This window comes from Mycobacterium sp. E796 (genome assembly GCF_001672815.1).
Classification (GTDB): Bacteria; Actinomycetota; Actinomycetes; order Mycobacteriales; family Mycobacteriaceae; genus Mycobacterium.
On the sequence record NZ_LZKK01000334.1, the window covers coordinates 1 to 26426 of the forward strand.

A 26426-nucleotide genomic window follows, 5' to 3' on the forward strand; every position below is an offset into this window, starting at 1 on the left:
GCCAACCCCGACGGGGACGTGCTGTGGCGGCCCGGCGGCGGCGCCGCGAACCCGTAGGCGGCATCGAGTCTGCGCACAGATCGCAATCCGCGCGAAAACCGCGCTCTCACCGCAGTTTCGACGTCGCTCGGCGCTAGACGCTGCGGCGGCGGGCGCGCGGTGAGGGCCGCGACTCCAGCCAGGACAGGAATGCGGTCAGTGCGCCCTTGTCGAGCGCGAGCTCGTAACCGGAACGGCGGTCCTGAGTCGTGTCACGCAGCTCCAAAACGACGATCTCGTCGGTCATGATGTCGAACTCGTCGCCGCGCGGGGCACGCCGGGCGACGATCTCCACGCCGCGCCGGCTGAGGCGGCGGTCCGGCCACAGCCGCAAACTGGACAGCCGGTAGAACGCGGCCTCGCCGCCGCGGTACCGGATCACCCCGTGCCGCCAGCCGTGACCGCCGACGGCGGGGATATCCCGCATGATTCCCGCGGTTCCGCCCTGGCGCAGCTTCAACAGCCGATAGCTCAGCGCGAGGACGGCGGCGCCTAACAACACGACGAGCACGACCATGCCGATCATGGGCGCGCTCATCGGCAATTAGTCGATCGCGCCGACGGCGCGCAGTCTGGCGCGCCCCCTGGCGGCAATGCGGGGATCGTCGGACTCGGCGTCTTCCCGGGCCGAACTCTCGTCGATCTCCGACTCGAACTCCGCGGACTCGGCGAGGACTGTGACGGTCTCCTCGGTGACCGACAGGAACCCGCCGTCCACCGCGATCCGCAAGTCGTCCTCGCCTTCGCGTTCGACACGCACCATGGCGTCGTCAACCAACTGCGCCACCAGCGGGATATGCCGGGGCAGGATCCCGATCTCGCCGACGGTGGTGCGGGTGAACAGGAACGTTGCCTCACCCGACCAGATCTTCCGGTCGACGGCGACTATCTCAACGTTCAATTCGGCCATGCCACTGTGCCTTTCGACTTATGCCCTCAGGATTCGAGCTTGGCGCCAAAGCTTTCGGCTTTCTTGGCCAGGTCGTCGAGGCCGCCGATCAGGAAGAAGGCCTGCTCGGGGATGTGGTCGAAGTCGCCCTTGGTCAGCTTGTCGAACGCCTCGATGGTCTCCTTCACCGGCACCGTGGAACCAGGCTGACCGGTGAACTGCTCGGCCGCCATCATGTTCTGCGACAGGAACCGCTCGATGCGCCGCGCCCGGTTGACCAGCTGCTTGTCTTCTTCGGACAGCTCGTCGATGCCGAGGATGGCGATGATGTCCTGAAGGTCCTTGTAGCGCTGCAGGATTCGGATGACTTCCTGCGCCACCCGGTAGTGCTCGTCGCCAACGACGCCCGGGTCGAGGATGGTCGAGCTCGACGCCAGCGGGTCCACCGCGGGGAAGATGCCCTTGGAGAACACCGAACGCGACAGCTCGGTGGTGGCATCCAGGTGCGCGAACGTCGTCGCGGGCGCCGGGTCGGTGTAGTCGTCCGCGGGCACGTAAACCGCTTGCATCGACGTGATCGAGCGCCCACGCGTCGAGGTGATCCGCTCCTGCAGCTCGCCCATCTCGTCGGCCAGCGTCGGCTGGTAGCCCACCGCCGACGGCATGCGGCCGAGCAGGGTCGACACCTCGGAGCCCGCCTGGGTGAACCGGAAGATGTTGTCGATGAACAGCAGCACGTCCTGGCCCGCCTCGTCGCGGAACCACTCCGCCATCGTCAGCGCGGACAGCGCCACCCGCATACGGGTGCCGGGCGGCTCGTCCATCTGACCGAACACCAGCGCGGTGTCCTTGAGCACGTCGGCTTCCTTGAGCTCGACCCACAGGTCGTTGCCCTCGCGGGTGCGCTCGCCCACCCCCGCGAAAACCGAAGTACCACCGAAGTTTCGGGCGATGCGGTTGATCATCTCCTGGATGAGCACCGTCTTGCCGACGCCGGCACCACCGAACAGGGCGATCTTGCCGCCACGCACGTACGGGGTCAGCAGGTCGACGACCTTCAGGCCGGTCTCCAGCATCTCGGTGCGCGGCTCGAGCTCCTCGAAGGCCGGCGGCTTGCGGTGGATCGACCAGTGGTCGAATTCCTCGCCGTAGCCCGGCTTGTCCAGGCAGTCGCCCAGGGCGTTGAAGACGTGGCCCTTGACGCCCTCGCCGACCGGCACCGAGATCGAGTTGCCGGTGTCGGTGACCTCGACGCCGCGCACCAGGCCGTCGGTGGGCTGCAGGGAGATCGTGCGAACCAGGTTGTCGCCCAAGTGCTGTGCGACCTCGAGCGTGAGCGTCTTCTTGAGCTCCTCGAAGGTGATGTCGGCGTGCAGCGCGTTGAACAGCTCCGGAACGGCGCCGCGCGGGAACTCGACGTCGACGACCGGACCGGTGACGCGCACGACGCGGCCGCTGGTGTCGGTGTCCTTCGAGTCTGTGGTCTTTTCGTCAGTAGCAGTCATGTCTCTTCTTCCTCGTGGTGCTACTTAGCGTCCGCGAGCGCATTTGCGCCGCCGACGATTTCGCTGATCTCCTGGGTGATCTGGGCCTGCCGCTCGCGGTTCGCCATCAGCGTCAGTTCTTTGATGAGGTCGTCCGCGTTGTCGGTGGCCGACTTCATCGCACGCTGGCGTGACGCCAGCTCCGACGCCGCCGCTTCCAGCAGCGCCGCGTACACGCGGGTGGTGAGGTACCGCGGCAGCAGGGCCTCGAACAGCGTCGTCGCGTCCGGCTCGAAGGAGTAGAGGGTGTGCAGTTCCTCTTCTTCCTCGACGTACTCCACCACCAGCGGGGCAATGCGGTGCGCCACCGCCGTTTGCGACATCATCGACTTGAACTCCGAGTACACGACGTGCAGCTCATCAACACCCTGGCCGCCTTCGTCGTCGGACAGCCGATCCTCGTCGTCCCCGGTGCCCTTCATGAAGGTGTCGACCAGGGTGGTGGCGATCTCCGCGGCGTTCTCGTACGTCGGTTGCTCGGAGAAACCCGCCCACGACTCGGTGATGTCCCAGTTGCGGAATTTGAAGTAGTTCAGCGCCTTACGGCCCACGGTGTAGAGGACCGGCGTCTTTCCCTCCTCCCTCAGCAGGGAGAACAGCTCCTCGGAGCGACGAAAGACGCTCGAGTTGTAGGCGCCGCACAAGCCACGGTCGGAAGACACCACCAGTACGCCGGCCCGCGTCGGGTTCTCCCGCTCGACCAGCAGGGGGTGGTCCAGCGCCGCTTCGGCGGACAGGGTGGTGAGCGTCGCCGTGATCTGGAATGCGTAGGGGCGCGCGGATTCCAGCCGTGCCTGCGCCTTACCGATGCGCGAGGTCGCGATCATCTCCTGGGCCTTGGTGATCTTTTTGATCGACCCGGCCGATCGGATCCGGCCGCGCAGTTCGCGAAGTGTGGCCGCCATCGTTAGCTACTTCTTGTCCTTCTTGGAGTCCTTCGATTCCTTCTTCGGCTTTTCCTTCTTGACTTGCACCGACTCCTTTGCGAGGTCTTCCTCGTCCATCGCCTCGACGTGCTCGTCGGGCACCACCGATCCGCCGTCGGAGGCCGCGAAGCCCTTCTTGAACTTCTTGATGATCTCGGTCAGCTCGTTCTCGCCCTCTTCCGAAAGCTTCTGGCTGTCCCGGATGCCGGCCAGGAACTTCTCCTCGGAAGCCCGCATGTGGTCCAGCAACTCGGTTTCGAACCGCCTGACGTCCTCGACGGGAACCGAGTCCAGGTGGCCGCCGGTGCCCAGGAAGATCGAGACCACCTGCTCCTCGACCGGCATGGGCTGGTACTGCCGCTGCTTGAGCAACTCGACCAGCCGCTCGCCGCGCTCCAGCTGCGCCTTGGACGTGGCGTCCAGGTCGGACGCAAACGCGGCGAAGGACTCCAGTTCGCGGTACTGCGACAGGTCCAGACGCAGCGAGCCGGCCACCTCTTTCATGGCCTTGATCTGCGCCGCCCCACCCACGCGGGACACCGAGACACCGACGTTGATCGCGGGCCGGACACCCTGGTTGAACAGGTCGGACTCTAGGAAGCACTGCCCGTCGGTGATCGAGATGACGTTGGTGGGGATGTAGGCCGAGATGTCGTTGGCCTTGGTCTCGATGATCGGCAGGCCCGTCAGCGAACCGCCGCCGAGGTCGTCGGACAGCTTGGCGCAGCGCTCCAGCAACCGCGAGTGCAGGTAGAAGACGTCGCCCGGGTAGGCCTCGCGGCCCGGCGGGCGGCGCAGCAGCAGCGAGATCGCGCGGTACGCCTCGGCCTGCTTGCTCAGATCGTCGAAGACGATCAGCACGTGCTTGCCGTCGTACATCCAGTGCTGTGCGATCGCCGAACCCGTGTAGGGCGCAAGCCATTTGAAGCCGGCGGAGTCCGACGCGGGAGCCGCGACGATGGTGGTGTAGTCCATCGCCCCGCCCTCTTCGAGCGCGCGGCGCACGGCCGCGATCGTGGTGCCCTTCTGCCCGATGGCCACGTACACGCAGCGCACCTGCTTGCGCTCGTCGCCCGACTCCCAGTTCTGGCGCTGGTTGAGGATGGTGTCGATGCAGACCGCGGTCTTGCCGGTCTTGCGGTCGCCGATGATCAGCTGGCGCTGCCCGCGGCCGATCGGGGTCATCGCGTCGATGGCCTTGATCCCGGTCTGCAGAGGCTCTTTCACGCCCTGGCGCTGCACCACCGACGGCGCCTGGATCTCCAGGGCGCGCCGGATGTCGGTGTCGATGTCTCCGCGCCCGTCGATCGGCTGGCCCAGCGGGTTGACGACCCGGCCCAGGAACGCGTCGCCGACGGGGACCGACAACACCTCGCCAGTGCGCTTGACCTGTTGGCCCTCTTCGATTTTCTCGAAGTCACCCAGGATTACCGCGCCGATGCTGTGCTCGTCCAGGTTGAGCGCGACGCCGAGGACCCCGCCCGGGAACTCGAGCAGCTCCTGGGTCATCACGGAGGGCAAACCTTCGACGTGCGCGATGCCGTCACCGGCGTCGACCACGGTACCGACCTCCTCGCGCGAGGTGTCGGCGGTGAAAGAGCCTACGTATTCCTCGATGGCGCTTTGGATGTCGTCAGCCGAGATTGTCAAGTCTGCCATGGCTTTTCGTCTTCCTACTTGATCTTCGTTCGCATGCTGTTGTGATGGTGTGGTCAGTCGGGCAACTGGGCCTTCGCCGCGGCCAGCCGAGACGAGAGCGTCCCGTCGATCACCTCGTCGGCCACGGCGATCAACAGGCCGCCCAGCAATTCGGGATCGATCTGCAGCTGCACCGATACCGGATGGTCGTAGATGCGGCTGAGGACCTCGGTGACACGTGTGCGTTGGGCGTCGGTGAGCTCGGCCGCCGCGCCCACCTGCGCGACGATTTCGCCCCGGCGCGCCACCGCGACCTGTGCCAAGAACTTCATGGCCTCCTCGGCCGGTTCGCCCCTCAGCAGCTCGACGGTCTGGCTCAGCAGCGCCCGCGCGACCGGGTTGACCCTGCCGCTGGCGCTGGCAAGCACCTTGCGCAGCAACTCAACTCGCCCTTCGGCGGGGGACGCGTAGTCGCCCAACAGGATGGACAGTCGCGGCTGCGCGTCGAGGATGCGCGCGAACCGGAACAGCTGCTCTTCGACCTCGTCGACGCGGTCCTCGCGTTCAGCGACCTCCAGCAGCGCCTGCCGCGAGATGTGCTCGATGGCGTCGATCAGATCGGAGTTGGCCGACCAACGCTCGGAAACGGCCGCCCGCAGCACGTCGAGCGTGGCGTCGCTGACCTTGCCGGACACCAGGCGCTCGATCAGCCGGACCCGGGGCGCCGAGTCTTCGGCCGGGTCGGTGAGGTACCGGGTGACGACGATTTCGCGGTCCAGCATCTTGGCCACCGACACCAGCTCGCTGGAAAGTTTGGAAAGCGCATTGTTGTCAAGGTTTTCGGCGATGGTGCGGAATCGATCCGACAGGCTGCGCACCGCCTCGCGACTGGCGGAGCGCATCTTCGTTATTAGCGGGTACGCCACCTCGGCGGGGGCGGGGGCCATGGCTTCGAGATCGTCCAGGAACCGGTCGACGGTCGCCGACTGCTGTTCGGGGTCGGCGACGTAACTGCGCACCAACTCCCCTGCCTGGCGGACGGATTCATGCCCGAGCTCGAGGCGAAGCTGACGGGTCAGCTGCGCCCGCAGCAGCTCGGCCTGGCGCGCGCCCTGCGCCGCGATGCGTTCGGCCTCGACCCCGGCCTGCGCCTGCAACTGCTCGGTGATGCGTTCCGCGTCCGCGCGGGCTTCTTCGACCACCCGTTCGGCTTCTTCCTTGGCCGCCTCGACCGCCTTGCTGTGGGCGGTGGTCGACTCGGTCAGCCGGTCGGCGGCCGCGGCCGAATCGGCCAACTGCTGGCGCACCAAATCCTGTCGGGCGGCCATCATCCTGCGCACCGGCGGCACGGCGTACCGCCACACCAGCGCGACGATGACCGCGAACCCGAGCAACTGTCCGAGAAAAGTCGACATCAGCCTTACCTTGTCGCGGCGGAGGTGGTGACGTCGACGCCGAGGATCCGGCTGGCCAGGGTCGCCGACATGGTTCCGACGTTGGCGCGCAGATCCAACTCCACGGCGTCCCGTTCCCGTTTGAGTTGCTCGGAGGCCAGCTGCACCGTCGCCATCACCTCTTGCTCGGCGTGGGCCCGCGCGTCCTCGATGACCTTGCGGCCTTCGGCGCGGGCGTTGTCGCGGAAGGCCGACGCCTGCACGCGGGCTTCCTTCATGGCTTCTTCGTAATCGGCCTGGGCGGCTTCGAACTGCTCGGCCGACTTCTTGTTGTCGGCAGCGGTCTTGGCGACCATGGCGTCGCGTTCGCGCAGCACCTTGAGGATCGGCGGCACCACGAAGGTGCCGATGACGCCGAGCACGATGAGGAAGATGGCGAGCACGAAGAAGAACGTGCCGTTGGGGACAAGGAAGTTGCTGCCCCCCTTGCCTCCCTCGGCGACCACCTGGCCTGCGGCGAGCACCATGGGGTTCGGGTCACCCATCACAGCGAACTACGTGACGGGCGTGGCGAATACGAACAACGCCATGAACGCCAGGTTGATGAAGTAGGCCGCCTCAACCAGACCGACGGTGATGAAGAACGGCGTGAACAGCCGGCCCTGCGCCTCGGGTTGCCGGGCGATACCCGAAACCAGCGCGTTACCGGCGATACCGTCACCGATACCGGCTCCGATCGCGCCGCCGCCCATGATGATCCCCCCGCCGATGAGGGCACCGGCAGCGATAGTGGGGTCCATTCTTTCCTCCTTTATCCAGCTCTATCTGTTGGCTTATCTGGCTTGGCTAGTCATGGTGATCCTCCAGCTCCATGGCCTGACTGAAGTACAAGATGGTCAGGATCGAGAAGATGAAGGCCTGGATCGCCCCGACGAAGAGGTCGAACGATTTCCAAATCGCGTTGGGCAACCACATGATGTAGGGCGGGAAGAGCGCGATCAGCGCCACCAGGATGCCGCCCGCGAAGATGTTCCCAAAGAGACGGAGCGACAACGAAATCGGCTTCGCCAATTCTTCGACCAGGTTGATCGGAGCCAGGAACGCCACGTGCCCCTTGAGCACCTTGAGCGGGTGACCGACGATGCCCCGGCGCCAGATGCCTGCGATGTGATAGCAGACGAAGACGAAAAGGGCCAGCGCCAGCACGTAATTGATGTCCGCCGCGGCCGACTTGAGCAACTCGGTGGTGTGACCGGACTTGTCCGTGTACTGCAGCGGCAGCACCGACAGCCAGTTGGAGATCAGGATGAAGATGAAGATGGTGACGGCCAGCGGTAGCACGAACGGCGCGATCCGCATCCCGATGGCGCTCTCGATCTGGTCGCGCATCTGGATGGTGAGCGCCTCCCAAAACAGTTGCACCCCACTGGGAACGCCGCTCGAGGTGATCTTTGCGCGCAAGAAGAACGCCAGGGCGATCACGATCACGCCGGCGATCGCGGTCGACAGCACGGTGTCGGTGTTGACGGTCAGGCCCAGCCACGTTGCGGTGGTGTGCTCGCCAACCTCGATCTGGGAACCGGCCAGGATCGTCTCAGTCATCGCTGGTGCTCCTTCCGTCCGACCCGTCTGGGCCCAGGGATGCGGCCGGCTCGCCCGTGCGCAGCTTCTTGTAGACCGGCACCGCGGTCGACACGACCAGGAGCACCTGGAAGAGCGCCAGGCCGAACATCGCGCCCAAGCCGTTCGGCCGGAAAACGTAGGCAATGATCAGCGCGATGACGGTGATAATCGCCAGCCGGGTCGCCGAATTGAGTGCCATCGAGCTTTTCAGTGGGTGCTCTTTCGCGGTGATCGACGCGACCGAACGCCGGACCAACAATGCGTTGAGCAAACCCAATAGCAACCCCACACCGAAGAACACGCCGAGCATGAGGCGGCCCGACAATCCGGCGCCGAGCATCGCCAGCGCGGTGACCGCGAGGCTGATCGCCAACAGCCGAACCGGACGGAAAGCAACAGAGGGGAACACCAACGGCGCGTCCTGCGCTGGTGTCGTCACTGCAGCACCTCAATCCCAGGTAGTAAAGCGGGGAACCCTCGACCGACCGATCGGTGGCCCGCCGAGCGTATCGCACGTCACGCTGGAATCACCCAAGGGGTAGCTCCCTTTGTCGGTCGTGAGTCGGCGCGCTCGGACAAGCGTCCGAAGGGCCGGCTGGCCGGCAACCCTCAAGGTCTCATTTTGGGGTTCTACCTGCACCGTACCATACAAGGGGCACTACTACTACTGGGTGTCGTAGCCCTCGTCTAGTCCAAGTCCGAGTAGTCGTCGCGGCGGCGCAGGAGCGGGATCGCCGTCGCCACTCCGGCGACCACGATCGCCCCCAGCATCACCGCGCCGGTGTCGCGCGGATTGAAAAAGATTGTGCTGGCGGCGCCGAACGCGACAATGCCCACCCATAAATAGATGAGCAGCACCACCCGGCGATGCGAATGGCCAATCTGCAGCAACCGGTGATGCAGGTGCATCTTGTCCGGGCTGAATGCGCTGCGGCCCGCGCGGGTGCGGCGCACGATCGCCAGCAACAGGTCGAGCATCGGCACGAAAATCACGGCGGCCACCAGCAGGAACGGTGACAGCAGAGCAAACACGTCACGGGCGCCGTAGGCGTTTTGCGAAACGGGGCCCGCCGCGGTCGTCGCGGCCGCGGAGATCATCAGGCCGATCAGCATCGAGCCGGAATCGCCCATGAAGATCCTGGCGCGATGGAAGTTGTGCGGCAGGAAGCCCAGGCAGGCGCCCGCCAGCACCACCGAGATGACCGCGGGCGGATAGAACAGCACGTCGCCGCCGTGGTCGCGCAGCAGGCCGACCGAGAACAGGCAGATCGCCATCGCCATGATCAGCCCCAGCCCGGCGGCCAGCCCGTCCAGCCCGTCGACGAAGTTCATCGCGTTGACGACCGACACCGTCAGCGCCAGGGTCAGCAGGATCGACGACGCCTGGTCCAGCACGATTGTGCCGACGCCGCCGATCGGGATGTAAAGGACGCTCCAGGCGACGCCCATGGTCACCAGCACGCTGGCCGCGGTGATCTGGCCGGCGAACTTGGTCAGGGCGTCCAGGCCCCAGCGGTCGTCGATCAGGCCGATACCGACGATCACCGCGGCGGCCACCAGGACGGCGGGCATGCCGGTGGAGTAGACGAAGCCGCGGGTGAGCGCCGGAAGCTGCCAGGCCAGGAAGACGGCCGAGATCACGCCGAGGAACATCGCCAGGCCGCCCATGCGCGGGGTGGGGGTCACGTGCACGTCGCGTTCGCGCGGATAGGCGACCGCGCCCAGCCGGGTGGCCAGGACGCGCACCGGTCCGGTCGCGAAGTACGTGACGATCGCGGCGGTCAGCCCGACCACCGCCAGCTCGCGCAGCGGGACGCCGGTGCCGCGATCGGACAGGGCGAGCAGACCACCGGCAAGGCTGGACACCAACGAAACCGTACTGCACCGGGCTGAGACGGGATTGGCGGCGCCCTCACCGCGCCGAACGTGAAACCACTGCTAAAAATTGCCCAATCTTCGCAGTGGGTTCACGTTCGGCGACTAGCTCTTCAAAAGAGCCGGGTCCAGGCCGAGGACTTCGGCGATCCGCTCGGCGCTGACCGGGCCCGCCCGCAGGATGCGCGGCGTCTCCCCCGTCAGGTCGACGATCGTGGAGGCGGCCTGCTGCTGCGAGCGCCCCGCGTCGAGATAGACATCCACCAGATCGCCGAGCTGGTCGCGGGCCTCGTCGGCGTCGACCGCGGGCGGGCGGCCGGAAACGTTGGCGCTGGACACCGCCATCGGCCCCACCTCGCGCAGCAGCTCAATTGCCACCGGGTGCAGCGGCATCCGCAGCATCACCGTGCCGCGGGCATCGCCCAGGTCCCAATGCAACGACGGCGCCTGCGTCACCACCAGACTCAATGCGCCCGGCCAGAACGCGCGGATCAGGTCGCGCGCCCCGTCGGGCATCGTGTAGACCAGCCCCTCGATGGTGTGCCAGGAGCCGACGAGCACGCCCACCGGCATGTCCCGGCCCCGGCCCTTGGCCGCGAGCAGCGCCGCCACCGCGGTGCTGTCGAAGGCGTCGGCGCCGATCCCGTACACGGTGTCGGTCGGCAGCACCACGAGCCGGCCGTTCTTGACCGCACCCGCCGCCGAGGCGATTCCGACCGAACGCTGGTCGGGATCGCCGCAGTCGAACACGGTGGTCAACGGGGCCCCCTTCGCGCCGTCACGAATCTCGGCCGCCCGGCCAGATCCCGGCGGGCCTCGATATCCTCGAAAATCCCTGTGGCTTCGATCAATTCGACCGTCCGCACCGACGTGGTGTCGTCGTGCTCGACGGCGAGCAGGCCGCCCGGGCGCAGCCAGCGCCCGGCGAGTCGGACGACGCCCGCGATGACCGCCATCCCGTCCGGCCCGCCGAACACCGCGTGCGGCGGATCATGTTGGGCCACTTCGGCTTCCACCGCGTGGTCATCGGGAACGTAGGGCGGGTTGGCCACCACCAGGTCGACGAGTCCGTCCAGCTCGGACAGCAATCCGGGGGCGGTCACGTCGGCGCGAATCAGTTCCACGGCCGTGCCCGCCGCGTTGCGGCGCGCGTACGTGAGGGCCGACTCGGAGTCGTCGAGGCCGATCACCCGCGCGGCGGGGCGGTGGTTCGCCAGCGCCACGGCCAAGGCCCCGGATCCGGTGCACAGGTCGACGATCACGGGCCGCGCCGGGAGGGCTTGCGCGGTGGCCCATTCCAGCATGGCCTCGGTCTCCGGGCGCGGAATGAAAACTCCGGGGCCGACCTGCAGCGTCACCGGCCCGAACGCCGCCGTCCCGGTGAGATGCTGCAACGGCACCCGCTGCGAGCGCGCGGCCACGATCTCGCGGTAGCGGCCGAAGAATTCGTCGCCCGGCGACTCGAGCAGGGTCAGCCGTCCGCGTTCGGTGCCGGTCAGGTGGGCGGCCAACTCCTCGGCGTCGTAGCGTGCGGAATCGATCCCGGCTTCGGCGAGTTGCGCCGCCGCCGAGTCGATCGCGCGCCGCAGGACGGTCATGCCTGCTGCAGCCTCGATTGCTTGTCGGCCGCGCTCAGCGCGTCGAACAACGCGTCGAGGTCACCGTCGAGCACCTGGTCGAGATTGTGTGCCTTGAAACCGATTCGATGATCGGTGATCCGGTTCTCGGGGAAGTTGTAGGTGCGGATCCGTTCGCTGCGGTCCACGGTGCGGACCTGGCTGGCCCGATCGGCCGACGCGTCGGCGAGCGCCTTTTCCTCGGCGAGGGCCTGCAGCCGGGCCGCCAGCACCTGCATGGCGCGGGCCTTGTTCTGCAGCTGCGACCGTTCGTTCTGACAGGTGACGACGATCCCGGTGGGCAGGTGCGTGATCCGCACCGCGGAGTCGGTGGTGTTGACACCCTGCCCGCCCTTGCCGGACGAGCGGTAGACGTCGATGCGCAGGTCGGACTCGTCGATCTGCACCTCGCCGACTTCCTCGGGCTCGGGATAGACCAAGACGCCCGCGGCCGACGTGTGAACGCGGCCTTGGGATTCCGTCACCGGAACCCGTTGCACCCGGTGCACCCCACCCTCGAACTTCATCCGCGACCACACCCCGTCGGCGGCGTCGCCCTTGCTGGCGATGGCCAGCGTCGCATCCTTGTAACCACCCAGATCCGAGGTGGTTTCGTCCAACACCGTGACCGTCCAGCCGTGTCGCTCGGCGTAGCGGATGTACATCCGGGCCAGGTCGGCGGCGAACAGCGCCGATTCCTCGCCGCCCTCACCGGATTTGACCTCGAGCACGATGTCGTCGGCGTCGTGGGGGTCGCGGGGCGCCAGCATGTCGGTGAGCTGGGTGTCCAGTTCGGCCACCCGGGACTCCAGCTCGGTCACCTCGTCGGCGAACGACTCGTCGTCGACGGCCAGTTCGCGCGCGGCCTCGAGGTCGCCGCGCGCGGCCTCCAGCTTGCGGTAGGTGCCGACGATCGGCGCCAGTCGGGCGAATCGGCGTCCCGCCTTGCGCGCCTCGTCGGGGTTGCTGTGCAACTCGGGGTCGGCCAGCCGCTTCTCCAGCTCGGCGTGTTCGGCGAGCAGCACGTCGATGGTCTGCACCGGCTTCGTCACGTCACACCTCCTACCCCCGGACACAAAACCGACGCCCGGCCTGTGCAGACTCGCACAGTTCGGGCGTCGGTAAGCCAGCTATTTGTCGGTCGACTCGGCCGAGTCGGCCGCGGCCTTGCGCTTGCCGTAGCGCTTCTCGAAGCGGGCCACCCGGCCGCCGCTGTCGAGGATCTTCTGCTTGCCGGTGTAGAAGGGGTGGCACTGCGAGCAGACCTCGACGACGATGTTGCCGCCGGGCTTGGTGCTGCGGGTGGTGAAGGTATTGCCACACCCGCAATGCACGGTGGTCTCGCCGTACGCGGGATGAATGTCAGCTTTCATGATGTCCTCTTCGATCGTTTGCCGCCCGGACCGGGCGCGAACTCCGGGAACCTGATCTGTTCCTGGGTTAGTCGACCCCCGATTATGCCAGGTCAACCTACATCAGCCCAAACAGCGAGCTGGTCGCCCGCATTCCCGGCTGCTCAGGGCCGCGACGTGTCGCGGTAGACGCGGCTTTTTGCGGCGCGGGTCCACACCACGCCGCCGCCGGGTGCGGTGCCCAGCGCGCTGAGCTCGCGTTTGAGGATCTTGTTGGTCGCCGTGGTCGGCAACCGGTCGGCGAGCCAGACGTAGCGGGGCCACGCCTTGGGCGACAGGTCGGGCTGATCGGCCAGGAACCGGCCGAATTCCTCGGGCGTCAGCTCCGCGCCGTCGGCCAGCACGATCGCCGCCATCACCTGGTCACCCGAGTGGTCGTCGGGCACCGCATAGACCGCGACGTGGCTGATCGGTGCCAACCGCTCCAAGATGCGTTCGATGGGCGCCGTGGTCATGTTTTCCCCGTCGACGCGCAACCAGTCGCCGCTGCGCCCGGCGAAGTAGAGCCAGCCGTCGGCGTCTTTGTAGGCGAGGTCGCCGGACCAGAACATGCCGTGTCGCAGCCGCGCGTCGGTGGCCTCGGAGTCGTTGTAGTAGCCGGCGAACATGCCTGCGCCCGTGGTGTTGACCAGCTCCCCGATCGCCTCGTCGGCGTTGGTCAGGGCGCCGTCGCGGAAGGTGGCGGGCGGGCACTCGGCCAAGGTGTCGGGGTTGTAGACGGCGACCCCGGGGAAGCCGCGGCCCAGCGACCCGGGCGGGCACCCGTCTTCGCGGGTGATGACGATCGCGCCCTCGGTGGAGCCGAAGCCGTCCCACACCGTGCAGTCGAATCGCCTGCTGAACTCGGCGATGTCTCGATCGCTGGCCTCGTTGCCGACCGCGACCCGCAGCGGGTTGTCGTGGTCGTCGGGTCGCTCCGGCGTGGCCAGCACGAAGGCCAGCGGCTTGCCGACGTAGTTCATGAAGGTGGCCCCGTACCGGCGCAGGTCTCCCAGCAGCCCGGATGCCGAGAACGTCGCGGGGGCCATGGCCGCGCCGGTGGACACCGCCACGCTCCACCCGGCATACAGCGCGTTGGCGTGAAACAGCGGCATCGACAGGTAGCAGACGTCGGAGGCGTCGAGCTCGAACCGCCCGACCAGCGTTGCCCCGGCGAACAGCACGACGAGGTGGGTGACCCGGACGGCCTTCGGGTCGCCGCTGGTGCCGGAGGTGAACAGCATCATGAAGGTGTCGGTCGGCGCGACCTCGCGATGCGGCGTGAGGGGTCCGGCGCCGCTCAGCAGCGCGCGCCACGGCTCGGCGGACACGTCGAAGACCCGGACCCCGGGCAGGTCGAGGCCGTCCAGCAGCCCCCGGTGCGCCGGATCGGTGAGCAGGATCTGGCAGTCGGCGCGGGCGATGTCGCGGGCCAGCGCGGCGCCGCGGCGGGTGTCGTTGATGCCGCACAGCACGTAGCCGCCGAGCGCCGCCGACGCCATGGCCGTGAGCATCTCGGGGGTGTTGCCCAGCAGGGCGCCCACGTGCAGCGGACGGCCCGGGTCGGCGACCCCGATGACGGCGGCCGCGGTGGTGGTGGCGTCGGCCAGGTGCTCGCGCCAGGTCCAGACGCGGTCGCCGTACTTCAGCGCCGGCGTGTCCTGTTCCAGGCGCTTGCGAAGCAGTTGCTGCAGCGTCTCCGCCACGGCGCTGCCGCGTTTAGTCGTTGTCCATCGACCCGGGGGTCGTCTTGGACACCTGCACCAGGAACTCGTAGTTGTTCTTGGTCTTGCGCAGCTGGGACATCAGCAGGTCGATGGCCTGGTGGGGGTCCAGACCCGACAGCACGCGGCGCAGCTTGTGCACGATCGCGAACTCGTCGGGCGAGAGCAGCAGCTCGTCCTTGCGGGTGCCGGACGGGTTGACGTCGACCGCGGGGAAGACCCGGCGTTCGGAGATCTTGCGGTCCAGCTTGAGCTCGGCGTTACCGGTCCCCTTGAACTCCTCGAAGATGACCGTGTCACCGGTGGACCCGGTCTCGACCATCGCGGTGGCGATGATGGTCAGCGACCCGCCTTCCTCGATGTTGCGCGCCGCGCCGAGGAAGCGCTTCGGCGGATACAGCGCGGTGGAGTCGACACCACCGGACAGGATTCGGCCGGAGGCAGGCGACGCGTTGTTGTAGGCGCGGCCCAGGCGGGTGATGGAGTCGAGCAGCACCACCACGTCCTTGCCCTGCTCGACGAGCCGCTTGGCGCGTTCGATGGCCAGCTCGGCGACCGAGGTGTGGTCCGACGGCGGCCGGTCGAACGTCGAGGCGATGACCTCGCCCTTGACCGAGCGCGTCATGTCGGTGACCTCCTCGGGCCGCTCGTCGACGAGGACGACCATGAGGTGGCATTCCGGGTTGTTCTTGGTGATCGCGTTGGCGATGTCCTGCAGGATCGTCGTCTTACCCGCCTTGGGCGGCGACACGATCAGCGCCCGCTGGCCCTTGCCGATCGGCATGATCAGGTCGATGACCCGCGTGGTCAGCCGGTCCGGGGTGGTTTCCAGGCGCAGCCGCTGGTTGGGGTACAACGGCGTCAGTTTGGAGAAATCGGGCCGCTTCTTGGCCTCTTCGACCGAGCCGCCGTTGACGCTGTCCAGGCGCACCAGCGGGTTGAACTTCTGCCGCTGGTTGGGTTGCTCGCCGTCGCGGGGCACCCGAACCGCGCCGGTCACCGCGTCACCGCGGCGCAGCCCGTTCTTGCGCACCATGTTCATCGAGACGTAGACATCGTGCGGGCCGGCCAGGTAGCCGGAGGTGCGAACGAACGCGTAATTGTCGAGCACGTCAAGGATTCCGGCGACGGGCTGAACGACGTCGTCCTCGCGGAGTTCGGTGTCGGCCCCGTCGCCCGACCGTTCGCCGCGGCGCCTGCGGTCGCGGTCGCGGAACCGGCGTCCCCGCCGGCCCTGACGGCCCTCGCCGTCGTCGTCCTGCTGGTTCGACCCGCCGCGGTTCTGCTGGCCGCCCTGACCTTGCTGATCGCCGCCCTGGTCGCCGCCCCGCTCGTCGGTCTTGGTGTCCTGCTGGCGGTCTTGGCGCTTGTCGGCTTCGCGGTTGCCGCCCTTTTGGGTGTCCGCGTCCTCGGACGGTGATCCCGCTTCGCGGCTGGCCCCGCGCCGTTCGCGGCGCGGGGCCTCGCCGGTGGAACCGTTCTGTTCCCCTTGCGCGGCCGGCGCTTCCGCCGGTGCGTCGGCGGTGGCCGTGTCGGATTGCTCGGATTTGCCGCTGTCCGCCGGGGCGGTGTCCGGGGCGGCGGGGGCCGCCGTCCCGTTGGCCTGCCCCCTGATTTCCTTTATCGCGGCAATGAGTTCGTTCTTGCGCATCCCGGACGTCCCCTTGACGCCGGCCTGGCTGGCCAGCGCACGCAGCTCGGGCAGCACCATGGTGGACAGGGAGCCGGCCGAGGCGTTGGTTTTCGCGTCGGGTGTGTCTGTGGTCACGGCGTCCGAAGCGTGATTGCTATCGGTGTTTTCGCCAGCCGTGAATAGGTCCGTATCTGTCACGGAGTTCCTTTCTTCCCCCGCTGATCAGGTCATACGGGGGTTCGTTGCATTCAGCCAATTTGCCGAGTGCGCCCAATCATCGACTCTGCAACGGTGATCGCCCGGATCGGCGGAGAAGACGGCGAACCTCGTTCACGAGAAGAATTGGTGTTGTCCTAGCGGCAAGGCAGTTGCAGATGCAGATGCTGCGATTGCTGGACGGCTCCGAGGATAACCTGCATCCGGATCGGAAGCAAGCAAACCCTCCGGCCACGCTGTGGATTAACCGGCGACGGTGACGCCCGGGCTCCAGCGAACTCCTTCGCCAGCGGACATCTTGGTGACGGCGAATCCGTGCGCGGCGCCGTACTCCAGCGCCTCCGTGGGTAACTCTGGCTCTGTGCTCAGTGCGATCAGCGAGGGACCAGCCCCGGAAAGCGTCGCTGCGACGTTATGACGCCGCAACAGCCGCAAATATTCCGCCGATGCCCTCATCGCGGGGGCGCGTTGGGGTTGGTGCAGCAGGTCTTCGGTGGCCGGCATCAGCATGTCGGGGCGCTCGGTGAGCGCGACGACCAGCAACGCGGCCCGGCTGACGTTGAAGCTGGCCTCTTCGTGGCCGACCAGGTTGGGCAGCAGCACCCGGGTCTCGGCGGTCAGCGAGCGTTCCTCGGGAATCGCGCAGAACAGGTGGATGTCCGGGTGCAGCCGAAGCGACACCGCGGAGTAGCGGGGCCGGTCACCGGTGCTGTCCGTCCAGGAGACCACTGCGCCGCCCAGCACCGCGGCCGCGGCATTGTCCGGGTGCCCCTCGAATTCCGAGCACAGCTGGATAAGCCGATCGACGCTCAGTGGGGTCGAATCGGTCTGCGCCACAAGCCCGTTCACCGCAGCCAGGCCGCCGGTGACGGCCGCCGCCGAGGAGCCCAGGCCGCGGGAGTGCGGGATGGCGTTGCGGCAGCGCACCACCAGGCCGGGCGCGCCGGCGCCCACGGCGTCCAGCCCGCGCCGGACAGCGCGCACGACCAGATGGTCGGCGTCGAGCGGCACCTGGTCGGCGCCCTCACCCTCGACCACCACCTGCAGCCCGGAATCGGTTGTCTCTACGACGATCTCGTCGCGCAGGTCCAGCGCCAGGCCGATGCTGTCAAACCCGGGGCCGAGATTGGCACTGGATGCCGACACCACGGCGCTGGCCACCAGCCCGGCGGGCAGCATCTGAACCGTCATGTCTTACGCGAGGCCCAGTTGTTCGACGACGAGGACGGGATCGACGGGCAGCGGGGACACGGTCGGCATGTCCTTCAGCGCGGTGTCGGGATCCTTGAGGCCATTTCCGGTCACCGTGCAGACCACCGTCGAACCGCGGGCCACCCAGCCGTCGTCGACGGCCTTGAGTAGCCCCGCGATGCTGGCCGCGGACGCCGGCTCGACGAAGACGCCCTCGGAGGCGGCCACGAGATGGTATGCCGCCAGGATCTCCTCGTCCGTGACGGCCAGGAAGCGGCCGTTGGACTGTTGTTGCGCCGCTACCGCGGCCGTCCACGACGCCGGGGCGCCGATGCGGATCGCGGTGGCGATGGTTTCCGGGTTGCGGACCGGTTCGCCGTGCACCAGGGGCGCGGCGCCGGCGGCCTGAGCGCCGAGCATGCGGGGCAGCCTGTCGATCACGCCCTCATGGTGATACTCGGTGTAGCCCTTCCAGTACGCGGTGATGTTGCCGGCGTTGCCGACCGGAAGCGCGTGCACGTCGGGGGCGGCGCCCAGGGCGTCGACGATCTCGAACGCGGCCGTCTTCTGGCCCTCGATGCGCACCGGGTTCACCGAATTCACCAGCGAGATCGTCGGGAAGTCGGCGGCCATCTTGCGGGCGAGTTCCAGGCAGTCGTCGAAGTTGCCATCGATCTGGATGATCTTGGCGCCGTGCATGACCGCCTGCGCCAGCTTGCCCATCGCGATCTTGCCCTGCGGTATCAGCACCGCGCAGGTGATGCCGGCCCGCGCGGCGTACGCCGCCGCCGAGGCCGAGGTGTTGCCGGTCGATGCGCACAGCACCGCCCGCTGGCCGCGGGCCAGGGCGTCGGTGACCGCCATCGTCATGCCCCGGTCCTTGAAGGAGCCGGTGGGATTGAGGCCCTCGACCTTGAGATGCACGGTGCAGCCGGTCTTTTCCGAGAGCCGGGCCGCGGCGATCAGCGGGGTGCCGCCCTCCAGGAGGGTGACCGGGGTCCAGTCGTCACCGACCGGCAACCGGTCGCGGTAGGCCGCGATCACTCCGGGCCAGGGTTGGTGGGTTGCGGTCCGGGGGATGCTCACAGGCCGTTTCCTTCCAGTCGCAGCACGCTCGTCACGCCCTGCACGACATCCAAATCGGCCAGCGCCCTAACGGTTTCGGACAGCGCGGCGTCGGTGGCGGTGTGGGTGACCACCACGACGCGGGCCCCGACCCGCCGGCCGCCCTCGTCGACCATGCCCTCCTGGCGCACCTCGGCGATGCTCACCTCGCGCTTGGCGAATTCCGTTGCCACCGAAGCCAATACGCCGGGTTCGTCGGCGACACTCATGCTGACGTAGTAGCGGGTGGGGATGAGACCCATTGGGGCGATGGGAAGCTGGGCGTACCGGGATTCCTTGGGCCCGCGGCTGCCCAGCACCCGGTTGCGGGCGGCCATCACCAGGTCGCCGGTGACCGCGGACGCCGTGGGCGCGCCGCCGGCCCCCTGGCCGTAGAACATCAGCCGCCCCGAGGCCGCGGCCTCGACCACCACCGCGTTGAACGCCCCGCTGACCGTGGCCAGCGGATGCGACAGGGGCACCAGCGCGGGGTAGACGCGGGCCGAAACCCGTTGCTGGCCGTCGTCTCCCGTGACGCGCTCGCAGATGGACAGCAGTTTGATGGTGCAGCCCAGCGCCCGCGCGGACGCGAAGTCGGCCGGGGTGATCTTGGTGATGCCCTCGCGATAGACGTCGTCGGCATGCACCCGGGTATGGAAGGCGATGGACGCCAGGATCGCGGCCTTGGCCGCGGCGTCGTAGCCTTCGACGTCGGCGGTGGGATCGGCCTCGGCGTAGCCCAGCGCGCTGGCGTCGGCCAGCGCGCTGGCGTAGTCGGCGCCGGTGCTGTCCATCTCGGACAGGATGTAGTTCGTGGTGCCGTTGACGATGCCGGCCACCCGCAGCACCGTGTCGCCGGCCAGCGATTGGGTGAGCGGGCGGATGACGGGGATCGCGCCCGCGACCGCCGCCTCGAAATACAGGTCGACGTGGGCGTTTTCGGCCGCCTGGGCCAGCTCCCCGGTGGAGATGGACAGCAGCGCCTTGTTGGCCGTGACCACGGACTTGCCGTGTTCGAGCGCGGCCAGGATCGCCTTGCGGGCGGGCTCGACGGGCCCCATCAACTCCACGACGATGTCGACGTCCGCGCGGGACACCAGCTCTTCGATGTTGTCGGTCAGCAGCCCGATGGGCACGCCGCGGTCGGCGGCGACGCGGCGCACCCCGATACCGCGCAGCACCAGCGGGGCACCGATACGGGCCGCCAGGTCGGCGGCGCTGTCCTCGATGATGCGGACGACTTCGCTGCCGACGTTGCCCAACCCGAGTACCGCTACGCCGACGGGCTTTTCGTCACCGGGCACGGGTCACCTCACTTCCAGACTCAAGAGATCGTCGACCGTCTCCCGGCGCAGCACCAGGCGGGCGCGCCCACCGCGCACGGCCACCACCGCGGGACGGCCGATCATGTTGTAGCGGCTCGACAGCGAATAGCAGTAGGCGCCGGTGGCGGCGACCCCGAGCAGGTCGCCCGGCTGCAGATCCCCCGGGACCCACGTGTCGCGGACAACGACATCGCCCGTCTCGCAGTGCTTTCCGACGATGCGGGCCAGTTCCGCCGGCGCGTCGCTGGCTCGCGAGACCAGCCGGGCGTCGTACTGCGCGTCGTAGAGCGCGGTCCGGATGTTGTCGCTCATGCCGCCGTCGACGCTGACGTAGCGCCGGTGCGCCGTAGTGCTCACGTCGACGTCCTTGACGGTGCCGACCTCGTAGAGGGTGATGGTGCCGGGCCCGACGATCGCGCGGCCCGGCTCGACGACCAGCCTGGGCGTGGGCAGCCCGACGGCCGCCGACTCGCTGCGCACGATGGCGCCCAGCTTGGCCGCCAGCTCGCCCACGGGCGGGGGATCGTCGGGCGCCAGGTACGAGATGCCAAAGCCGCCACCGAGATCGACCGTCGACAGCTGGGCCGTCTTGTCGACGCCGAACTCGTCGACGATCTCGTGCAGCAGGCCGATGACGCGGTGCGCGGCGAGCTCGAAGCCGGCGACGTCGAAGATCTGGGAGCCGATGTGGCTGTGCAACCCGACCAGCCGTAGGTGGTCGGTGGCGAACACTCGGCGCACCGCCGCCAGCGCCGCGCCGCTGGCCACCGACAGCCCGAACTTCTGGTCCTCGTGCGCGGTGGAGATGAACTCGTGGGTGTGCGCCTCGACCCCGACGGTCAGGCGCACCAGCACGTCCTGGACGATGCCGGCCTCGCCCGCGATGGCGTCGAGGCGCTCGATTTCGATCATCGAGTCCAGCACGACGTGGCCCACCCCGGCCTTGACCGCGGCGGTCAGTTCGGCGACGGATTTGTTGTTGCCGTGCAGCGTGATCCGCTCCGGCGGGAAGTCCGCGTGCAGCGCGACGGCCAGTTCCCCGCCGGTGCACACGTCCAGCGAGAGGCCCTCCTCGTTGATCCAGCGCGCTATCTCGGTGCACAGGAACGCCTTGGCGGCGTAATGCACGTGGTGGCCGCCGCCGAACGCCGCCGCCATGTCGCGGCAGCGGGAGCGGAAGTCGTCCTCGTCGATGACGAACAACGGGGTCCCGTACTCCTGGGCGAGGTCGGTGACCGCGACTCCCCCGATGACGGCTGCTCCGTTTTCGCCGCGAGTTGTGCTGCGCGGCCACACGTTCGGCGCGAGCAGCAGCAGCTCCTCGGGGGATTGCGGCCGGGGCGGGCTTTCGGCGTGGCGGGTCTCGTCGGCGTGCCGGGGACCGGCGGGATGGACGTTCACATTCGCTCCGGTGCGGTGACGCCGAGGATCGTCAGGCCGTTGGCGATGACCTGGCGGGCGGCCTGGCAGAGCGCCAGCCGCGCGGTGTGCAGGTCGCCGGGCTGCTCGTCGCCCTGCGGCAGGACGCGGCAGGAGTCGTAGAACCGGTGGTAGTCGCCGGCGAGGTCCTCCAGGTAGCGGCAGATCCGGTGCGGTTCCCGCAGCGCGGCGGCGGTTTTCACCACCCGGGGGAATTCGCCGATGCTGCGCAGCAGCGCGCCCTCCTTGTCGTGACTGAGCAGCTCGAGGTGGCCGGTGTCGGGGATCAGGCCGAGCTCGGCGGCGTTACGGGCCAGCGCCGAGAGCCGCGCGTGCGCGTATTGCACGTAATAGACCGGGTTTTCGTTGGACGCCGAGGACCACAGCGCCAGGTCGATGTCGATCGGGGTGTCCACCGACGAGCGAATCAGGCTGTAGCGCGCCGCGTCGACGCCGATCGCCTCGACCAGGTCGTCCAGCGTGAGCACCGTCCCGGCCCGCTTGCTCATCCGGACCGGCTGGCCGTCGCGGACCAGGTTGACCAGCTGTCCGATGAGCACCTCGACGCTGGCCGGGTCTTCGCCGAACGCGGCGGCCACGGCCTTCAGCCGGGCGATGTAGCCGTGGTGGTCGGCGCCGAGCATGTAGATGCACAGGTCGAAGCCGCGTTGCCGCTTGTCCAGGTAGTAGGCGATGTCGCCGGCGATGTAGGCCGGCTTGCCGTCGCTCTTGATCACGACGCGGTCCTTGTCGTCACCGAAAGCGCTGGTGCGCAACCAGGTTGCGCCGTCCTTCTCGTAGACGTTGCCGGTGCCGCGAAGCCGGGCGATGGCCTGCTCGACGCGTCCGCTGGTGTGCATCGAGTCTTCGTGGGTGTAGACGTCGAAGTCGGTGCCGAACTCGTGCAGCGACTCCTTGATGTGGGTGAACATCAGGTCGACGCCGATTTCGCGGAACGTCTCGTGCATTTCGGCTTCGGGCAGGCTCAGCGCGTCCGGCGCTTTCTGCAGCACCTGCGCGGCGATGTCGTTGATGTAGGCGCCCGCGTAGCCGTCTTGTGGCGTCGGCTCGCCCTTGGCCGCGGCGATCAACGAGTTGGCGAAACGGTCGATCTGCGCGCCGTGGTCGTTGAAGTAGTACTCGCGCACCACGTCGGCGCCCTGGGTGGACAGCAACCGGCCCAGCGCGTCGCCGACCGCGGCCCAGCGGGTGCCGCCGATGTGGATCGGCCCGGTGGGGTTGGCCGAGACGAACTCCAGGTTGATCTTCTGCCCGGCCAGGTCGTCGGAGTACCCGAACTCGTCGCCGGCGTCGATGACGTTGGTGACGACCACCGCCTGGGCCGACGCCTCGAGGCGCATGTTGATGAAGCCCGGCCCGGCGACCTCCGCGGCCGCGATTCCGTCGGCCCCGGCCAGCTTTTCGGCGAGCCATCCGGCCAGCTCACGCGGGTTGGCGCCGACCTTTTTGCCCAGCTGCAGCGCCAGGTTGCTGGCGTAGTCACCGTGATCGGGATTACGCGGCCGCTCAACCGTGACCGTCGCCGGCAACGCGGCAGCGTCCAGCCCGCGCTCGGCAAGCACCGCGGCGGCGGTGACTTTGAGCAGCTCGGCCAGGTCGGCGGGGGTCACGAGCGTCCATCCTATTGGCTAGGGTCCCCCGGCCCCGAATCTATTAGAGGGGGCAGCGCGGCCGCACCGGGGCCTGGGCCGCTACCGACTGGCGCGGGCGGCCTCGATCGGCACGATGTCCACCAGCCGGTCGCCGCGGACGACGTGATAGGCGTCATACCGATCGACGGTGGGGTCGCAGTGCGGGGTGGCGAACTCCACGCGTTCCCCGAGGCTGACGGGTGCGCCGGCGGGCCGGGTGAGCGCGCCGTGTTCGTCGCCGAAGAACGCGTACGTCGAGCCGCCGAACCGGGAACCGGCCGGGCGGGGCATGGGGCCGTCCGTCGCGAACGCCTTCAGGCCGGCGTCGACGGTGACGATCGCGTCGGCGTTGGCGCTCACGACTTGGCTCGAGACCCACAGGCTGGTTTGGAAGGCCCCGTCGTCGTCGTCGCCCAATGCGTCGCGATATTCGGCGTCCATGAAGACGTAAGAGCCGGGCTGCAATTCGTTGAGGACACCCAGGTCCAGATCGGCCGCGACGGTTCCGGTGCCGCCGCCGGTGACGATGCCGACCCGGTGACCGGCGGTGTGCAGGGCGTCGACCACTGCGGTGAGCGTTTCCACGCCGATTTTGACTGCGTCGCAACGGTGTTGGAAGCCGGGGATGTGCTGCCAGTGACCGCCGTAGCCCTGAACACCGGCCATCGTCAGCCCGTCGCACCGATGGATATGGTCGGCCAGCGCGACCGCTTGGTGCGGGCCGGAGACGCCGGTGCGGCCGAGCCCCACGTCGACGTCGACGAGGACATCGACCCGCATGCCGCGGCGGCACGCTTCGGCGCTGAGCGCGGTCGCCGGGTCGGGATGATCCACCACACAGGCAAAGCCGGGGTCGAGCGCCGCCACGTCGCACAGCCGCTTAGGCATCAGCGGATCGGCGACCGGCGACGTCAGGAGGATGCCGCGCACGCCGGCCGCCGAAAGTGCCTCGGCCTCCCCGATTTTGGCGCAGCAGACGCCCACCGCGCCGGCGGCGATCTGCTTTCCGGCGATCCAGGAGCATTTGTGTGTCTTGGCGTGCGGGCGCAGGGCGACCTTGCCGCGCGTGCGATCGGCCATACGACCGATGTTGGCGTCCAGCGCCGCCTCGTCCAGGATCAGCGCCGGCGTGGGCAGGCGGAATCGGGAGTTCGGCTCGCCAATCATGGCTTGCGCCAATCGTTCCGCCCGACGCATCGGCATCAGGACGCGACGGAGGTCAGGTGCTCGAATCCCGCAATCGGGACGATGTCCGGGAGTCGGCGGATTGCGCCGTTCTGAGCCCACTGGCCTTCGGGCACTTCGTGGATGACGCACGACGTGATGACCATCCTGTCGCCGTTGGTTTGAGCCGCCGCGGCGACCTCCTGAATTTCGCCGGCGAATCGCGCCTTGCGGGCCCCGTCGAGGACCCCGGCGCTGACCTGCCAGTCGATGAATACGCCGGCGACCGCGGCGTCCGCTGAGGTGCCGGCGGAGTAAAAGCATCCGGGCGAGAGCTCGTGCAGCAGGACCAGGGCCCGCATCCGGTGCTGGGGCTGGTCGGGCACCGACTCGGCGCGGCACGCCGCCTCGGTGAGGCCCGTGACCAGGCGCTCCTTGCCGGTCTCGTCGAAGGCGCCGGGTGTCAGTGTTACGCGCATCAGCGGCATGTCATGTCCTTAAGGGGTTCTTGCCCTCGTAATCTCCTCCGGCTGCGCCGCAGAATCCAGTGGCGAGGAAGACAGCTTTCTTGCATAATTCGCCACGTGATCGGTTTCGATGTCCTGACGCTCGACGGGGCCAGCGCCAGCGCGGTGGGTGTCACGATCGACGTGGTCTCGGCGGCCAATCGGATCCTCGGCAAACCGGCGTTCGACCTGCGGTTCGTCTCCCCGGAAAGCCAGGTCGCCCTGCGCGGTGGCCTCGCCGTCGCCGCACAACCCCTGGCGCACGCCGGCGCGCGAGACGTCGTCGTGGTGCCCGGGCTGGGCGCCGCGCAGCCCGAGGAAATCGCCGAGAGGCTCGCCGGCGCCGACGTCGCCGTGGCCGCCGAGTGGCTGGCGGGCGCGGACGCCCGCGGCGCGGAAATCGCGGCGTCGTGCACGGCCGTATTCGTCCTGGGCGCGGCCGGTCTTCTCGATCGTCGGCGTTGCGTCACGACGTGGTGGCTCGGGGCCGACCTCGCCAGGGTCGCGCCGGCGGCCCGCGTCGTCATCGACGAAATGGTCGTTCGCGACGGGCCGATCTGGACGGCCGGGAGCGCCTTCGCGCACATCGACCTGATGCTCGCGTTGATGCGCGACCTCGGCGGCGCCGCGCTCACCGACGAACTCGCGAACCGGCTCGTGGCAGATCAGCGGACCTCGCAGGCGAGCTTCCTCATTCCCTCGCACCTGGCGGCGCGCGACGAGACGATCGCGACGCTGGAGCGTTTCGTGCGGTCGCGGTTGGACGAATCGCACACGCTCGACTCGCTGGCCCGGTCGTGCGGCCTCAGCACCCGGACGCTGGCGCGCCGGACGCGAAACGCGGTGGGCCTCAGCCCCTTGCAGCTGGTGCAGCGGGTTCGCCTCGAACGCTCGCTACATCTGCTGCGCACGACCCGCATGCCGCTCGAGGAGATCGCGGCCGCGGTGGGGTTGGCGGATCCGGCGACTCTGCACCGACTGGTGAAGAAGCACACCGGCCGATCACCCGGGGCGCTGCGTCCGAGTGCCCAGGCAAGGGCCTCTTGAGCCCTGGCGGGGTCACAACCGTCACGCCGATGCGTTACTCTGGCTGGGCCCATGGCGCAGCATCGTGTTTTGCGCCCCCGTAGCTCAGGGGATAGAGCGTCTGCCTCCGGAGCAGAAGGCCGCAGGTTCGAATCCTGCCGGGGGCACAGCCTATTCCAGCATGTCATCAGCCATTTTCCGTTTTATCGCCAAGGCTCCGTGTGATCTATAGGTCATTCCGGGTCGCTGTGACGAGTGGCCTAACGTTTGCCAACACACCTGTTGCGGCCACGTTGAGAAGCGAGTCGTCGGATTATCCGGCTGGTATGGCAAGGATTTACGACCACGGCCAGAACGGAGCAACAAGAAGCGCGGCTCGCTCCCGATTTGCCGCCGTTCGCCCCGCGCGCCGTGGCGGGCCAGGCCCCATGCCAAGCGCCCGGCCCGGCCCGGCCGTCGCCAGCGCCGGGCGACGCGTGCATGATTTTAGGCCCGACCACAGAGGGCGAAAGTCCCTATTTGGATTTGCCG

The 26426-nt window shown here is 68.2% G+C and carries 25 protein-coding genes and 1 tRNA gene; 2 read left to right on the forward strand and 24 right to left on the reverse strand.

The features are described 5' to 3' along the window. Positions 1–133: 133 nt before the first annotated feature. From A5706_RS27120 to A5706_RS33285, 24 genes are all read right to left on the reverse strand, one after another. A complete protein-coding gene (locus tag A5706_RS27120) occupies positions 134–577 on the reverse strand; it encodes a DUF2550 domain-containing protein (RefSeq protein ID WP_068104757.1) in 444 nt (147 codons plus the stop codon). A 6-nt stretch (positions 578–583) separates the two neighbouring features. Further along, on the reverse strand, positions 584–949 hold the full coding sequence (locus A5706_RS27125; protein WP_068104759.1) for a F0F1 ATP synthase subunit epsilon: 366 nt from the start codon (positions 947–949) through the stop codon (positions 584–586). A 26-nt stretch (positions 950–975) separates the two neighbouring features. Further along, complete coding sequence (atpD, locus tag A5706_RS27130; RefSeq protein WP_068138070.1) at positions 976–2433, reverse strand: F0F1 ATP synthase subunit beta; 1458 nt, start codon at positions 2431–2433, stop codon at positions 976–978. A 20-nt stretch (positions 2434–2453) separates the two neighbouring features. Further along, entirely contained in the window at positions 2454–3377 is a 924-nt protein-coding gene (locus A5706_RS27135) for a F0F1 ATP synthase subunit gamma (protein WP_068138073.1), read from the reverse strand. A gap of 6 nt (positions 3378–3383) precedes the next feature. Beyond that, on the reverse strand, positions 3384–5057 hold the full coding sequence (gene atpA / locus A5706_RS27140; protein ID WP_068138077.1) for a F0F1 ATP synthase subunit alpha: 1674 nt from the start codon (positions 5055–5057) through the stop codon (positions 3384–3386). Positions 5058–5110: 53 nt separating this feature from the next. Further along, positions 5111–6451 carry a F0F1 ATP synthase subunit B/delta gene (locus tag A5706_RS27145; protein ID WP_068138080.1) on the reverse strand — a complete coding sequence of 447 codons (1341 nt, stop codon included), beginning with the start codon at positions 6449–6451 and terminating at the stop codon, positions 5111–5113. A gap of 5 nt (positions 6452–6456) precedes the next feature. Beyond that, complete coding sequence (locus A5706_RS27150) at positions 6457–6975, reverse strand: F0F1 ATP synthase subunit B (protein WP_068138083.1); 519 nt, start codon at positions 6973–6975, stop codon at positions 6457–6459. Between the two features lie 9 nt (positions 6976–6984). Continuing rightward, positions 6985–7230 (reverse strand): F0F1 ATP synthase subunit C, encoded by a 246-nt coding sequence (locus A5706_RS27155; RefSeq protein ID WP_066928722.1) that lies wholly within the window; start codon positions 7228–7230, stop codon positions 6985–6987. A gap of 46 nt (positions 7231–7276) precedes the next feature. Continuing rightward, positions 7277–8032, reverse strand: a complete 756-nt coding sequence (gene atpB / locus A5706_RS27160) for a F0F1 ATP synthase subunit A (protein ID WP_068138089.1) — start codon at positions 8030–8032, stop codon at positions 7277–7279. After that, positions 8025–8492, reverse strand: a complete 468-nt coding sequence (locus A5706_RS27165) for an ATP synthase subunit I (RefSeq protein WP_068138090.1) — start codon at positions 8490–8492, stop codon at positions 8025–8027. The genes atpB and A5706_RS27165 overlap by 8 nt, the downstream gene beginning before the upstream one ends. Positions 8493–8740: 248 nt before the next feature. Beyond that, positions 8741–9922 (reverse strand): glycosyltransferase family 4 protein, encoded by a 1182-nt coding sequence (locus A5706_RS27170; RefSeq protein WP_197518001.1) that lies wholly within the window; start codon positions 9920–9922, stop codon positions 8741–8743. A gap of 111 nt (positions 9923–10033) precedes the next feature. Then, entirely contained in the window at positions 10034–10687 is a 654-nt protein-coding gene (locus A5706_RS27175) for an L-threonylcarbamoyladenylate synthase (protein ID WP_068138093.1), read from the reverse strand. After that, positions 10684–11526 (reverse strand): peptide chain release factor N(5)-glutamine methyltransferase, encoded by an 843-nt coding sequence (gene prmC / locus A5706_RS27180; RefSeq protein WP_068138096.1) that lies wholly within the window; start codon positions 11524–11526, stop codon positions 10684–10686. Before prmC ends, A5706_RS27175 begins: the two co-directional genes overlap by 4 nt. After that, positions 11523–12596: a peptide chain release factor 1 gene (gene prfA, locus A5706_RS27185; protein ID WP_068138098.1), complete on the reverse strand. Its 1074-nt coding sequence runs from the start codon at positions 12594–12596 to the stop codon at positions 11523–11525. Before prfA ends, prmC begins: the two co-directional genes overlap by 4 nt. Before the next feature lie 78 nt (positions 12597–12674). Beyond that, positions 12675–12917, reverse strand: coding sequence for a 50S ribosomal protein L31 (gene rpmE / locus A5706_RS27190; RefSeq protein WP_067148709.1), 243 nt, complete (start codon positions 12915–12917; stop codon positions 12675–12677). A gap of 143 nt (positions 12918–13060) precedes the next feature. Continuing rightward, positions 13061–14641: a fatty-acid--CoA ligase FadD1 gene (gene fadD1 / locus A5706_RS27195; protein ID WP_068138101.1), complete on the reverse strand. Its 1581-nt coding sequence runs from the start codon at positions 14639–14641 to the stop codon at positions 13061–13063. A gap of 13 nt (positions 14642–14654) precedes the next feature. After that, positions 14655–16490, reverse strand: a complete 1836-nt coding sequence (gene rho / locus A5706_RS27200; RefSeq protein ID WP_068138104.1) for a transcription termination factor Rho — start codon at positions 16488–16490, stop codon at positions 14655–14657. 261 nt (positions 16491–16751) lie between these two features. Further along, positions 16752–17699 (reverse strand): homoserine kinase, encoded by a 948-nt coding sequence (thrB, locus tag A5706_RS27205; RefSeq protein ID WP_197518002.1) that lies wholly within the window; start codon positions 17697–17699, stop codon positions 16752–16754. 3 nt (positions 17700–17702) lie between these two features. Continuing rightward, entirely contained in the window at positions 17703–18785 is a 1083-nt protein-coding gene (gene thrC / locus A5706_RS27210) for a threonine synthase (protein WP_068138106.1), read from the reverse strand. After that, complete coding sequence (locus A5706_RS27215) at positions 18782–20107, reverse strand: homoserine dehydrogenase (protein WP_068138108.1); 1326 nt, start codon at positions 20105–20107, stop codon at positions 18782–18784. The genes thrC and A5706_RS27215 overlap by 4 nt, the downstream gene beginning before the upstream one ends. A 3-nt stretch (positions 20108–20110) precedes the next feature. Then, positions 20111–21529 (reverse strand): diaminopimelate decarboxylase, encoded by a 1419-nt coding sequence (lysA, locus tag A5706_RS27220; protein WP_068138115.1) that lies wholly within the window; start codon positions 21527–21529, stop codon positions 20111–20113. Further along, a complete protein-coding gene (argS, locus tag A5706_RS27225; RefSeq protein WP_068138116.1) occupies positions 21526–23178 on the reverse strand; it encodes an arginine--tRNA ligase in 1653 nt (550 codons plus the stop codon). Before argS ends, lysA begins: the two co-directional genes overlap by 4 nt. Positions 23179–23259: 81 nt before the next feature. Next, positions 23260–24366, reverse strand: coding sequence for an alanine racemase (locus tag A5706_RS27230; RefSeq protein ID WP_197518003.1), 1107 nt, complete (start codon positions 24364–24366; stop codon positions 23260–23262). Between the two features lie 35 nt (positions 24367–24401). Further along, on the reverse strand, positions 24402–24842 hold the full coding sequence (locus tag A5706_RS33285) for a hypothetical protein (protein ID WP_156767365.1): 441 nt from the start codon (positions 24840–24842) through the stop codon (positions 24402–24404). Positions 24843–24947: 105 nt separating this feature from the next. On the opposite strand from A5706_RS33285, the gene A5706_RS27240 reads away from it, so the two are divergent. Both A5706_RS27240 and A5706_RS27245 read left to right on the forward strand, forming a co-directional pair. Beyond that, positions 24948–25916 carry a GlxA family transcriptional regulator gene (locus A5706_RS27240; protein WP_197518004.1) on the forward strand — a complete coding sequence of 323 codons (969 nt, stop codon included), beginning with the start codon at positions 24948–24950 and terminating at the stop codon, positions 25914–25916. Positions 25917–25989: 73 nt separating this feature from the next. Beyond that, a tRNA-Arg gene (locus A5706_RS27245) sits at positions 25990–26062 on the forward strand. Positions 26063–26426: the final 364 nt, after the last annotated feature.